This is a genomic window from Shigella sp. FC1544, from assembly GCF_001722145.1.
GTDB classification, from domain to species: domain Bacteria; phylum Pseudomonadota; class Gammaproteobacteria; order Enterobacterales; family Enterobacteriaceae; genus Escherichia; species Escherichia coli.
The window spans coordinates 1-13,377 of the sequence record NZ_MECT01000014.1 but is presented as its reverse complement, the minus strand read 5'-3'; the positions used below and the strand labels follow the sequence as shown (position 1 = coordinate 13,377).

Genomic DNA, 13,377 nt, shown 5'->3' with positions numbered 1-13,377 from the left:
AGTCGATGCCCCGGCGCATGTCAACAGGTTTAATTGCGATGAAGACATTATCAGGACTGAGCATATTTGAGTGCCCTGAAGACATCGGTAAGTTGTGACGGCTGACAGCACATCCGTACTCCACCGGGAAGGAAGAGCGTGACTGGCTCATTCGTGACGGGCTGTGGTACATCAGCATGCAGTGGTGGCGCAATATGAACGGGAAGAACGGTCGGTTCATTTGCCCGGCGTTCAGCTTTTGCGACATCCTGCGGCCATTCGCGAAGTGATGTGAAGGGAATATCGTTGAGTTCACAGTATTGCTGACGTGTAAGACCACTGGCGCGCCAGGCAGCAACGTGCTGCCTTTTCTGTTCAATGGTCCATCGGGGTTTTGACATCGATTATCTCCGGTAAGTTGGTGAATGGATGTCGGTAATACTAACTGACCGAAGATCCCTGTGAAGATGACTTCCCCGTAACGACACTCAAAATTTCGGCAAATTCACAGTCATTCCAGTCGGAGATCCAGCGGGCGTCCCGTATGGGCAGTGAATATTACCGGACCCTGCAGAATGGCGGACGTCATGCCGCTGCTGCCGCACGGGAACAGCGCCGCGCCCTTGCAGAACTGAACAGTCAGTTGACGGAAATTCGCGGTTCTGCTGTCGGAATGGCTGGCGCATTTGCCGGTGCCTTTGCCACCGGACACCTGATTTCGCTGGCCGATGAGTGGGGTTCCGTGAAGGCCCGTCTGAAACAGGCATCTCAGTCATCGGATGAATTCTCGTCATCACAGAAAGTGCTGATGGATATCAGTCAGCGAACAGGTACCGCGTTTTCGGATAATGCGGCCCTGTTTGCCCGTTCGGCTGCCTCGATGCGTGAATATGGTTACAGTGCTGATGATGTGCTGAAGGTGACGGAGGCCATTTCGACAGGACTGAAACTGTCAGGGGCTGGAGTTGCGGAATCCGGTTCGGTGATCACCCAGTTCAGCCAGGCACTGGCACAGGGTGTACTGCGTGGCGAAGAATTTAATGCTGTTAACGAAAATGGCGACCGGGTGATCCGCGCGCTTGCTGCGGGGATGGGTGTGGCCCGTAAAGATCTGAAGGCAATGGCGGATGACGGAAAACTGACAGCGGATAAAGTGGTCCCTGTGTTAATCAGCAGCTGGGGATATTACGTGATGAATATGCGGCCATGCCGGAAACGGTTTCCGGTAGTATCACGAAGGTGGAAAACGCCTTTATGGCCTGGGTGGGCGAAGTGAATGAGGCCTGCGGGGTGACAAAAACGCTCTCCGGCGTGCTGAACGGTGTTGCCGGACAGATTGATAATGTGGCAACAGCTGTGGGGGCGCTGGTTGCCGTCGGGGTTGCCCGGTACTTTGGCAATATGGCCTCCGGAGCGATGTCTGCCACGGCAGGACTTGTGACGGCTGCACGTAATGAAGTTGCACTGGCGGAAGCACAGTTCAGGGGAACGCAGATTGCCACGGCGCGGGCAAGGGCAGCCGTGTACCGTGCTCAGCAGGCCGTGGCGGCAGCCCGCGGGACGGAGATGCAGATTGCTGCAGAGGCCCGTCTGGCGGCCACACAGGAACGCCTGAACAGAAATATTGCTGCCAGAAGCGCCGCCCAGAATGCGCTGAACAGTACAACGGCGGTGGGCTCACGTCTGATGAGCGGTGCGCTGGGGCTGGTTGGTGGCGTACCCGGACTGGTGATGCTGGGGGCTGCAGCATTGTACACGCTGTACCAGAATCAGGAGCAGGCCTGGGAGTCTGCGCGCCAGTATGCACTGACGATAGATGAAATCGCGCATAAAACGCCGTCAATGTCTTTGCCTGAAGCCTCAGATAATGAAGGACGAACACGGGCGGCGCTGACAGAGCAGAACCGGCTGATTGATGAACAGGCTAGTCGGGTGAAATCCCTGCAGGAAAAAATCGCAGGATATCAGTATGTTCTGGCGAACCCGGGCTGGATGACCGGTGACGGATTCATGATAAACCATCTGACCTCGGTGAAGACCGTAACGGAAGGGCTTGCTCAGGCAACAGAGCAGCTTGCCGTTGAGCAGTCCCGTCTGGCACTGATGCAGGAAAAAGCGCAGTCCATTCAGGATGTGCTTGCCGGGCTGGAAGACCGTCGTGTGGCGTTAATTCGTCAGCAGGCGGCAGAGCAGAATAAGGTGTACCAGTCCATGCTGGTTATGAACGGTCAGCATACGGAATTCAACCGTCTGCTGGGGCTGGGTAATGAACTGCTTCAGCAGCGGCAGGGACTGGTGAATGTGCCGTTACGGCTGCCACAGGCCACTCTGGATGATAAACAGCAGAGTGCCCTGACAAAAACAGAGCGTGAGCTGGCCCTGTCCAGACTGAAAGGGGAAGAAAAAGAGCGTGTCCGACTGGGGTATGCGGCGGATGACCTCGGTTTTGTGGGTGATCCGTATCAGGAGGCGAGACAACGTTATATCAGTAATGCCCTGGAAGCCTGGCGCAATAACGAGGCGAATAAACCCAAATCCCGGGGTGGAAAATCAGAGACGGAAAAAGCGGAAGACAGTTTTTCCCGGCTGCTGAAGCAGCAGAAAGAGCAACTGGCACTGGCGGGGCAGAATACAGAGCTGGCGAAGCTGAAATACCAGACTGCGCAGGGCGAACTGAAAACCCTGACGGAGATGCAGAAGCAGGAACTGCTGCGCAATGCGGCCCTGATTGACCAGCAAAAAATCCGGGAGCAGTTGCGGTCCCGGGAAGAGACCCTGAAGAATGATAATGTGGCTGCGCGTGCATCAAATGAAGCGGAACTGCTGGGGTACGGGCAGGGAGAGCGGCTCCGTGAACGCATGCGGGAGTTGCAGCAGATCCGCGACAGTTTCCGCCAGAAGGATGCGGACCTTCAGTCTCAGTATCAGACCGGGGATATCAGTGAGGATTTTTACAGACAGGCTCTGGCACAGAACGCGCAGTATCTGAGTGAACGTCTGAAAGAGCAGGAAGCCTTTTATGCCGAATCGGATGTGCAGCGTGCGGACTGGCAGAAAGGGCTGCAGGAGGGATTCAGTAACTGGGTGGATAATGCGTCCGATTACGCCTCACAGGCAGCACAGCTTGCGACGGAGGGTATCTCAGGGATGGTGAATAACATCACGGAGATGCTGAACGGAAATAAAGTGGAATGGCGCAGCTGGGCCTCATCAGTGCTGCAGGAAATATCAAAAGTTCTTATGAATGCCGCGATTGTCAACGGGATCAAGACGGCGGCAAACAGTATGTCCGGAGCGGGAGGATTTATCGGCAGTATTGGTAGCTGGCTGGGCGGTGCGGTGGCCAATGCAAAAGGCGGTGTGTATACCTCGGCAAACCTGAGTGCGTACAGCAACAGTATTGTGGATACGCCCACGTACTTTGCCTTTGCAAAAGGGGCGGGACTGATGGGGGAGGCCGGTCCTGAAGCCATTATGCCCCTGACCCGGGCGGCGGATGGCTCGCTGGGTGTGCGAGCGGTGGGCAGTATGAACGGCAGTGCAGGTCTGGTGTATTCCCCGGTCTACCATATCGCCATTCAGAATGACGGGACTAATGGCCAGATAGGGCCGGAAGCTGCGGGCAGCCTTGTGCAACTGATTGACCAGCGGGTGCAGGCGGTGATGCTGTCCATGCGACGTGACGGAGGAATGCTGAGTGGCTGAGATAAAAACGCTGCATCTGGTCCCGCGTGAAGGGATGCAGGTGGTGAGAAACCGTCGGTGGCGAGGGTACGGTTTGGTGACGGTTATGAACAGCGCCGCCCGACGGGACTTAATGCCCGACTGAAGACGTTTCAGGCGGTGTTCCGGGTGACGGATGAGGCGACCCGGCGATGGCTGGAAGAGTTTTTATCGTGGCATGGTGGTTACCGTGCCTTTTTGTGGCGACCGCCGAAACATAACCGGACGGTGAGGGTGGTATGCCGGGAGTGGAGCGTCACAGATAACGCCAGGTACAGTGATTTCAGTTGTACGATTGAGCAGGTGGTGAACTGATGCAGGATATTCGCGAAGAAAGTCTGAGCGAGTCGGTTAAATCAGAGCAGTCACCGCGGGTGGTACTCTGGGAAATCGACCTGACGGTACAGGGCGGTGAGCGGTATTTTTTCTGTAATGAGCCGAATGAAAAAGGGGAGCCGGTCACCTGGCAGGGGCGTAAGTATGAGGCATATCCGATTGACGGCAGCGGCTTTGAGATGAACGGCCGGGGCAGCAGTGCCAGACCGTCGCTGACGGTGTCCAATCTGTTCGGTCTGGTCACCGGGATGGCGGAAGACCTGCAGAGTCTGGTGGGGGCCACGGTGGTCCGCCGCCGGGTGTATGCCCGTTTTCTGGATGCGGTGAATTTCGTTGCGGGCAATCCGGAGGCGGACCCGGAGCAGGAGCTGAGTGACCGCTGGGTGGTGGAGCAGATGTCGCAGCTGACAGCCATGACGGCCTCGTTTGTGCTGGCTACACCGACCGAGACGGACGGGGCGCTGTTTCCCGGTCGTATCATGCTGGCGAACACCTGTATGTGGACCTACCGCTCTGATGAGTGTGGTTACACGGGCGGGGCTGTGGCGGATGAGTTCGATAAACCCACCACGGATATCCGTAAGGACAGATGCAGCAAGTGCATGCGCGGGTGTGAACTGCGCAGGAATGTCGGCAATTTTGGCGGTTTCCTTTCCATTAATAAACTTTCGCAGTAAATCCCGGTTTATGACACAGACTGAATCAGCGATTCTGGCGCATGCCCGGCGGTGTGCGCCTGCGGAGTCGTGCGGCTTCGTGATAAGCACGCCGGAGGGGGAGTGGTATATCCCTTGTGTGAATATTTCTGCAGAGCCGGAGGCGTATTTTCGTATCGCACCGGAAGACTGGCTGCGGGCAGAGATGCAGGGGGAGATTGTGGCACTGGTCCACAGTCATCCCGGTGAGCTGCCCTGGCTGAGCGAGGCTGACCGGCGGCTGCAGATAAAAAGCGCACTGCCCTGGTGGCTGGTCTGCCGGGGGGAAATTCATAAATTCCGCTGTGTGCCACATCTGACAGGACGGCGCTTTGAGCACGGGGTGACGGACTGTTACACGCTGTTCCGGGATGCATACCATCTGGCGGGAATTGATATGCCGGATTTTCATCGCGAGGATGACTGGTGGCGCAACGGCCAGAACCTGTACCTGGACAATATGGCGGTCACCGGCTTTTACCGGGTGCCCCTGTCCTCTGCACAGCCGGGCGATATTCTGCTGTGCTGCTTTGGTGCTTCGGTACCGAACCATGCCACCATTTACTGCGGCAACGGTGAGCTGCTTCACCATCTGCCTGAACAACTGAGTAAACGGGAGAGGTATTCCGAAAAATGGCAACGACGAACGCATTCTGTCTGGCGTCACCGCCACTGGCACGCATCTGCCTTCACGGGGATTTGCAACGATTTGGCCGCCGCCTCAGCCTGTATGTGAACTCGGCAGCGGAAGCCATTCGCGCCCTGTCGATGCAGATGCCGGGCTTTCGCCGTCAGATGAACGAAGGCTGGTACCAGATACGTATTGCCGGTGATGACACGGCACCGGAGGCGGTGTATGCCCGTCTTCACGAACAGCTGGGTGAGGGAACGGTCATCCACATTGTGCCGCGACTGGCCGGGGCCGGAAAGGGTGGACTGCAGATTGTGTTGGGGGCGGCAGCCATCGTGGGCTCTTTCTTCACTGCCGGGGCATCAATGGCGTTATGGGGTTCAGCCCTGGCAGCCGGTGGTTTTTCTGCCACCACGATGCTGTTTTCACTTGGAGCCAGCATGATTCTGGGCGGTGTGGCCCAGATGCTGGCCCCGAAGGCAAAAACACCGGATTACCGCGCAACGGATAACGGCAGACAGAACACGTACTTTTCCTCGCTGGATAACATGATTGCCCAGGGGAACCCGATGCCGGTGCCTTACGGGGAAATGCTGGTTGGCTCCCGCCGTATATCCCAGGACATCAGCACCCGTGATGAAGGCGGGGGCGGAAAGGTCGTGGTTATCGGGCGACAGGGATAAAACATAAAAAAATCCCGCAGTGATCGCGGAGCTGCGGGGACAGACAAATGAAGATCAATGTGAAGGAGTTGTTTTTGTTACTCGGGCAAAAAAACACTAACGCAGCGAAATTATAAGCGCCACAGTCAGTGTGTGAAAATGTGAAGATATTCAGAAATTTTATTCCGTCATGACGCAGGCACCCGGTGAGGTGCCTGTTGTTTTTGTGAGTGAACAATTATCACGGTAAGAGGTGATGTAATGGGCAAAGGTGGCGGCAGGGCGCACACACCGCGTGAGGCGAAAGACAATCTCAAATCCACGCAGATGATGAGTGTGATTGATGCGATTGGTGAGGGACCGATAGAAGGCCCGGTGAAAGGCCTGCAGAGTATTCTGGTGAACAAAAACCCCTCTGACGGACACGGACGGTAATCCCGTGATACACGGTGTGACCGCGGTCTGGCGTGCCGGGGAGCAGGAGCAGACACCACCGGAAGGCTTTGAGTCCTCCGGCTCTGAAACCGGACTGGGCGTGGAAGTGACGAAGGCAAAACCGGTGACGCGCACCATTACGTCCGCGAACATTGACCGCCTGCGGGTTACCTTCGGGGTGCAGTCACTGGTGCAGACCACGTCAAAGGGCGACCGTAATCCTTCCTCTGTCCGGATTCTGATTCAGTTACAGCGTAATGGCCGCTGGGTGACGGAAAAGGACGTCACCATTAACGGCAAGACCACCTCACAGTTCCTGGCCTCGGTGATTCTGGATAATCTGCCTCCCCGGCCCTTTAACATCCGGATGGTCAGGGAGACGGCGGACAGCACCACGGACCAGCTGCAGAATAAGACGCTGTGGTCGTCATACACCGAAATCATCGATGTGAAACAGTGCTACCCGAACACGGCCATTGTGGGGCTGCAGGTGGATGCGGAGCAGTTCGGCGGCCAGCAGATGACGGTGAACTACCATATCCGCGGTCGCATCATCCAGGTGCCGTCAAACTATGACCCGGAAAAACGCACGTACAGTGGTATCTGGGACGGCAGTCTGAAACCGGCATACAGCAACAACCCGGCCTGGTGCCTGTGGGACATGCTGACTCACCCGCGCTACGGCATGGGAAAACGTCTGGGGGCGGCGGATGTGGACAAGTGGGCGCTGTATGCCATCGGGCAGTACTGCGACCAGACGGTCCCGGATGGTTTCGGGGGGACCGAGCCGCGGATGACCTTTAATGCGTACCTGGCACAACAGCGTAAGGCGTGGGACGTTCTCAGTGATTTCTGCTCTGCGATGCGCTGTATGCCGGTATGGAACGGTCAGACGCTGACGTTCGTTCAGGACCGCCCGTCGGATGTGGTGTGGCCGTACACCAACAGCGATGTGGTGGTGGATGATAACGGCGTGGGATTCCGCTACAGCTTCAGTGCCCTGAAGGACCGGCACACGGCGGTGGAGGTGAATTACACCGACCCGCAGAACGGCTGGCAGACCTCCACGGAACTGGTGGAAGACCCGGAAGCCATACTGCGCTACGGACGCAACCTGCTGAAGATGGATGCGTTTGGCTGTACCTGCCGCGGTCAGGCTCACCGTGCAGGTCTGTGGGTGATAAAGACCGGACTGCTGGAAACGCAGACGGTGGACTTCACGCTCGGGTCACAGGGGCTGCGTCACACACCGGGTGACATTATTGAAATCTGTGATAACGACTATGCCGGGACTATGACCGGCGGACGTGTCCTGTCCATTGATGCTGCCACCCGCACCCTGACGCTGGACCGTGAGGTTACCCTGCCGGAGACAGGTACATCGGCGGTGAACCTGATTAACGGCAGCGGTAAGCCGGTGAGTGTGGACATCACCGCACACCCCGCGCCGGACCGGATACAGGTCAGTACCCTGCCTGATGGTGTGGAGACATACGGGGTGTGGGGACTCTCCCTGCCGTCACTGCGCCGTCGCCTGTTCCGCTGTGTCTCCGTCCGGGAAAACACGGACGGCACCTTTGCCATCACGGCGGTGCAGCACGTACCGGAAAAAGAAGCCATCGTGGATAACGGTGCCCGCTTTGAGCCGCAGTCAGGCTCCCTGAACAGCGTCATCCCACCGGCAGTGCAGCACCTGACGGTGGAGGTGAGCACAGCTGACGGCCAGTATCTGGCACAGGCGAAATGGGACACGCCGCGGGTGGTGAAGGGGGGGCGCTTCAGTCTGCGACTGACCAGCGGAAGCGGAGAAGACAGCCGTCTGGTGACCACCGCTATCACTGCGGATACAGAGCATCGTTTCAGTGGTCTGCCGCTCGGGGAATACACCCTGACAGTCAGGGCAATTAACAGTTATGGCCAGCAGGGCGAACCGGCCACCACCACCTTCCGGATTAACGCGCCAGCAAAACCCGCCACCATTGAACTGACGCCGGGGTATTTTCAGATAACAGCGGTACCGCGTCTTGCGGTGTATGACCCGACGGTACAGTTTGAGTTCTGGTTTTCGGAGGCAAAAATCGCAGACACATCTCAGGTGGAAACCTCTGCCCGTTATCTGGGGACCGGCAGTCAGTGGAGTGTATCCGGCCCGCACATTAAGCCCGGGAAGGATTTCTGGTTTTACGTGCGCAGCGTCAACCTGGTGGGGAAATCTGCTTTTGTGGAGGCCAGTGGACGGGCCAGCAATGATGCAGAAGGGTATCTGGGGCTGTTTCGGGAAAAAATAGGAAAACTGCATCTGGCTCAGGGGCTGTGGGAGCTGATAGACAACAGCCAGCTTGCGGATGAGATGGCGGAGATGAAGACCACCATCACCGAAACCCGCAATGAAATCACACAGACGGTCAGTAAAACGCTGGAGGACCAGAGCGCCACCATACAGCAGATACAGCGCGTGCAGAAGGACACAAATGATGACCTTGCTGCACTTTACATGCTGAAGGTACAGAAAACAAAAAATGGCATACCCTATGTTGCCGGTATTGGAGCGGGGATTGAGGATACTGATGGCCAGCCCCTGAGCAACATACTGCTGCTGGCTGACCGTATTGCGATGATTAACCCGGAGGACGGCAACACCACGCCGTTATTTGTGGCGCAGGGGAATCAGTTGTTCATGAACGATGTGTTCCTGAAGCGGCTGTTTGCGGTGAGTATCACCTCGTCCGGCAATCCCCCGACGTTTTCCCTGACGCCGGAGGGCAGGCTGACCGCAAGAAATGCTGATATCAGCGGTAACGTGAATGCGAACTCCGGGACGCTCAACAACGTCACGATTAACGAGAACTGCCGGGTTCTGGGAAAACTGTCCGCGAACCAGATTGAAGGCGATCTCGTTAAAACAGTGGGTAAGGCTTTTCCGCGGGACTCCCGGGCACCGGAGCGGTGGCCATCAGGGACCGTTACCGTCAGGATTTATGACGATCAGCCTTTTGACCGGCAAATTGTTATTCCGGCGGTGGCATTCAGCGGCGCTAAGCATGAGAGAGAGCATACTGATATTTACTCCTCATGCCGTCTGATAGTGCGGAAAAACGGTGCTGAAATTTATAACCGTACCGCGCTGGATAATACGCTGATTTACAGTGGCGTTATTGATATGCCTGCTGGTCACGGTCACATGACGCTGGAGTTTTCGGTATCAGCATGGCTGGTGAATAACTGGTATCCCACAGCAAGTATCAGCGATTTGCTGGTTGTGGTGATGAAGAAAGCCACCGCAGGCATCAGTATCAGCTGAATTTTATAACCCATATACGGGCGCCAGAAATGGCGCCTTTTTTATTGCAGAAAAGCGAGAGGTAATTATGCGTAAAGTTTGTGCAGCCATTTTGTCCGCAGCCATCTGTCTGTCCGTATCCGGTGCGCCTGCATGGGCGTCTGAACATCAGTCCACACTGAGCGCGGGATATCTTCATGCCCGTACGAACGCTCCCGGCAGCGATAATCTGAACGGGATTAACGTGAAATACCGTTATGAGTTTACGGACGCGCTGGGGCTGATTACGTCCTTCAGTTATGCCAATGCTGAAGATGAGAAAAAAACGCACTACAGCGATACCCGCTGGCATGAAGATTCCGTTCGTAACCGCTGGTTCAGCGTAATGGCGGGGCCGTCTGTGCGCGTGAATGAATGGTTCAGCGCGTATGCGATGGCGGGTGTGGCTTACAGCCGTGTGTCGACTTTCTCCGGGGATTATCTCCGCGTAACTGACAACAAGGGGAAAACGCACGACGTGCTGACCGGAAGTGATGACGGTCGCCACAGCAACACGTCTCTGGCGTGGGGGGCTGGCGTGCAGTTTAACCCGACCGAATCCGTGGCCATTGATATTGCTTATGAAGGTTCCGGCAGTGGCGACTGGCGCACTGACGGTTTCATCGTGGGTGTCGGCTATAAATTCTGATTAGCCAGGTAACACAGTGTCATGACAGCCCGCCGGTTCAGGCGGGCTTTTTTGTGGGGTGAATATGACAGTAAAGATTTCTGGTGTACTGAAAGACGGCACAGGAAAACCGGTACAGAACTGCACAATCCAGCTGAAAGCAAAACGTAACAGTACCACGGTGGTGGTGAACACGCTGGCCTCAGAAAATCCGGATGAAGCCGGGCGTTACAGTATGGACGTTGAGTATGGTCAGTACAGCGTTATTCTGTTGGTGGAGGGATTCCCGCCGTCACATGCCGGGACTATCACCGTGTATGAAGATTCTCAACCCGGTACGCTGAATGATTTTCTCGGTGCCATGACTGAGGATGATGCCCGTCCGGAGGCACTGCGTCGCTTTGAACTGATGGTGGAAGAGGTGGTGCGTAACGCAGAGGAGGCGAAGAAGAATGCCGGAGAGGCGGAGACGTCAGCGAGGAATGCCGGCATATCAGCCAGTCAGGCAGAAGAGAGCGCTGCAAATGCTGACACTTCAGCAGGGGATGCATCGGAGTCAGCCCGGCAGGCGGCAGAAAGTGCAGCCTCAGCAAAGCAGTCAGAGGAGGCGTCCTCGTCCTCGGCCTCTGCGGCCGCTCAAAAAGCCAGTGAGTCATTACAAAGTGCAACAGATGCTGAGTTGTCAAAAAAGACGGCAGAAAGTGCAGCCGGTAATGCAGTCAGGGATGCAACGACCGCAACAGAAAAAGCCCGGGAGTCAGCAGAAAGCGCACAGTCAGCGGAACAAAGCAGGATAGCGGCGGAAGAGGCCGTAAACCGAATCCCCACCGTGGTGGGACCTCCCGGGCCAAAGGGGGAACCGGGGCCCGCGGGTCCTCAGGGGCCGAAGGGAGATAAAGGAGAGCGTGGCGACACCGGCCCGGCAGGGGCAACCGGTGAACGGGGGCCGGCAGGTGATGCTGGTCCGGCAGGCCCGCAGGGGCCGAAAGGCGACAGGGGAGAGACCGGTCTGACGGGAAATGCAGGTCCACAGGGGGCAAAGGGAGATACGGGAGCTGCAGGCCCGGCAGGCGCACAGGGGCCAAAAGGTGACAAAGGCGATCCGGGAGTGGCTGGACCAGCAGGTCCGGCAGGTGCGCCGGGGCCGAAAGGCGATAAAGGTGATCCGGGAGTAGCAGGTCCAGCAGGTCCGGCGGGGCCACAGGGACCGAAGGGAGACATAGGAGCCCCCGGGCAAGGAACAGAACTGCTTACTACTGCCAATACATGGACTCAGGCACAAACTTTTAATGGTGGTATTAATGGCAATTTGACGGTGACCGGAAACGGCTCATTTAACGATATTCAGATCCGTTCGGATAAACGCAACAAGCGAAATCTGGTAAAACTGGATAATGCGTTAGATCGTCTGGAGGCACTTACTGGTTATCTTTACGAGATACAGTACTCTGCCGACGGTTGGCAAACGTCGGTTGGTTTAATTGCTCAGGATGCACAAAAAGCATTGCCTGAACTGGTAACTGAAGACGCAGACGTTATATCTGGTGAAAAACGTCTGCGTCTTAACTACAACGGCATAATTGCATTGTTAGTCGAGGGCTTTAAAACACTTCGTCATGAGATTAAAGAACTCCGGGAGAAGTAAACGACAGCTGTTGTAGTTTCTGGTTTCTACTGAATTTAAATTGTGGGGTGACACTCACCCCACGCATTCAGAAGGGGGAGATGAGATGGGGGTAACATCGGGATGGGTAGGCTCTTCGGCTAAGAGCGAAACAGGTGAGCAGTGGATGGGAGCCGCCGGAACCAAACTGGGACTGAGTAAACCTTTTATGATGAGCCAAATGGTTGGGCGAACTATGGGCTGTAAAATTGCAACTGAGTACTATAAATGGAAATCCTCTGACAAGGTTGATAACTGGGGCGCAGTTGGCGCTGACTGGCCTTTAGAAGAAAAAAGTAAAGGTACAATTACAAACGCCGCAAGCTGCGGATCAGGGAGGCTGGTAGGGGCTGTCGTTACACTTTCTCACTTTTTGACGAACTCTACACCGACAGCTGCTGTTTATTTAGCCGGTGGTAAAGCAGGTAACATCACCGTAAACGTAGGTGGTGCTACACAAACCATGATTTATCAGGGCGTTGTTAGTGGGTTCCAGTATTACTGGTCAGGTTCTGTTAGTTCCGCTTTCGTGGAGGCAATGAAAAAGACGGGAGTACCCCAGGATCTAAAAATTAGTTAAATGGTAAATAAATAATTTTAAAAACTTCACGTTCTACATACCGGAGACGCCGGATATATAGGATATTGTTTTAAGTTGCCAGAGAAATTTTTCCGGACGGATGCTGATAATAATGATGTGCCAATGACGGCAGCATCATGGATGGCACTGAGTGAAGCGACAGAGCAGGCGATGTTTGCGAAGGGAGTGGAGATTAATACACGGCAGTTGCAGATGAAAGCCGAGGTTGAGGCGCTGACAGACCTGAAGGCGATCCGCAGTTATGTTGTCGGATGGCCTGCTGGCTGAATAAAAAAACGGGACCACGACCAGTCCCGGAACCATGAGTTTTAGGGTATTAGTTTGTTATCATAGTTAGCGTGCTAAGTATGCCATGTCAGGTTGATTAGTGAAGTGATGTTGTTCGCATTTTTGCACGGCGGAGAATATTCAGATTTTTGGAAATCCATATTTTTCCCGTGCGCGATTACATGCTTCATTTACGATGCTATTTTCGCCGGACATTGCGAATTCCCTGCATGTGGACGGTTTTTGTAAACAGAGCAATATGCGTTTTCTCCGGGGGGGGTGCCCCTATTAAGTTGTCAAGCATGTTATGACCCCTGCGGGGTATAAAAAGTCCCGTCGCGCATCATGGCGAACAGAACGTCGCAGCGTCGTCTCGCCAGGGCGATAAGCGCCTGATTGTGTCGTTTTCCCTGACTCATTTTGCGGGTGTAGTAAGCC

General features: G+C 55.6%; 8 protein-coding genes and 5 pseudogenes. 10 read left to right on the top strand and 3 right to left on the bottom strand.

Annotation, left to right across the window (positions count from 1 at the left end; genetic code table 11):
• Nucleotides 1-50: 50 nt before the first annotated feature.
• A complete protein-coding gene (gene tnpA, locus BGK49_RS01260; protein WP_000042910.1) occupies nt 51-380 on the bottom strand; it encodes an IS66 family insertion sequence element accessory protein TnpA in 330 nt (109 codons plus the stop codon).
• A 44-nt stretch (nt 381-424) separates the two neighbouring features.
• Here tnpA and BGK49_RS01255 point away from each other — a divergent pair.
• The 10 genes and pseudogenes from BGK49_RS01255 (at nt 425) to BGK49_RS01205 (ending at nt 12,939) form a co-directional block, all read left to right on the top strand.
• A pseudogene (locus BGK49_RS01255) lies at nt 425-3,684 on the top strand (phage tail tape measure protein).
• Nucleotides 3,677-4,017: pseudogene (locus tag BGK49_RS01250) on the top strand (phage tail protein). The pseudogenes BGK49_RS01255 and BGK49_RS01250 overlap by 8 nt, the downstream one beginning before the upstream one ends.
• The gene (locus BGK49_RS01245; protein ID WP_005046106.1) at nt 4,017-4,715 is read left to right on the top strand and encodes a phage minor tail protein L; all 699 of its coding nucleotides are present in this window, start codon (nt 4,017-4,019) and stop codon (nt 4,713-4,715) included. The pseudogene BGK49_RS01250 and the gene BGK49_RS01245 overlap by 1 nt, the downstream one beginning before the upstream one ends.
• A gap of 10 nt (nt 4,716-4,725) precedes the next feature.
• Nucleotides 4,726-5,469 carry a C40 family peptidase gene (locus tag BGK49_RS01240; RefSeq protein WP_005046104.1) on the top strand — a complete coding sequence of 248 codons (744 nt, stop codon included), beginning with the start codon at nt 4,726-4,728 and terminating at the stop codon, nt 5,467-5,469.
• Nucleotides 5,367-6,047: a tail assembly protein gene (locus BGK49_RS01235; RefSeq protein ID WP_064717329.1), complete on the top strand. Its 681-nt coding sequence runs from the start codon at nt 5,367-5,369 to the stop codon at nt 6,045-6,047. The genes BGK49_RS01240 and BGK49_RS01235 overlap by 103 nt, the downstream gene beginning before the upstream one ends.
• 240 nt (nt 6,048-6,287) lie before the next feature.
• Nucleotides 6,288-9,762: pseudogene (gene gpJ, locus BGK49_RS01230) on the top strand (phage attachment tail tip protein J).
• A gap of 67 nt (nt 9,763-9,829) precedes the next feature.
• Nucleotides 9,830-10,429, top strand: coding sequence for an Ail/Lom family outer membrane beta-barrel protein (locus BGK49_RS01225; RefSeq protein WP_001233150.1), 600 nt, complete (start codon nt 9,830-9,832; stop codon nt 10,427-10,429).
• A gap of 64 nt (nt 10,430-10,493) precedes the next feature.
• Nucleotides 10,494-12,053, top strand: coding sequence for a prophage tail fiber N-terminal domain-containing protein (locus tag BGK49_RS01215; RefSeq protein WP_000216457.1), 1,560 nt, complete (start codon nt 10,494-10,496; stop codon nt 12,051-12,053).
• An 85-nt stretch (nt 12,054-12,138) separates the two neighbouring features.
• The gene (locus tag BGK49_RS01210) at nt 12,139-12,651 is read left to right on the top strand and encodes a receptor recognizing protein Gp38 (RefSeq protein ID WP_000539253.1); all 513 of its coding nucleotides are present in this window, start codon (nt 12,139-12,141) and stop codon (nt 12,649-12,651) included.
• Between the two features lie 75 nt (nt 12,652-12,726).
• The gene (locus tag BGK49_RS01205; protein WP_001114260.1) at nt 12,727-12,939 is read left to right on the top strand and encodes a DUF4376 domain-containing protein; all 213 of its coding nucleotides are present in this window, start codon (nt 12,727-12,729) and stop codon (nt 12,937-12,939) included.
• 141 nt (nt 12,940-13,080) lie between these two features.
• Here the strand turns inward: BGK49_RS01205 and BGK49_RS30795 are convergent.
• Nucleotides 13,081-13,214: pseudogene (locus tag BGK49_RS30795) on the bottom strand (YkgJ family cysteine cluster protein); the annotation flags it as partial.
• 30 nt (nt 13,215-13,244) lie between these two features.
• Nucleotides 13,245-13,377: pseudogene (locus tag BGK49_RS28875) on the bottom strand (IS110 family transposase); the annotation flags it as partial.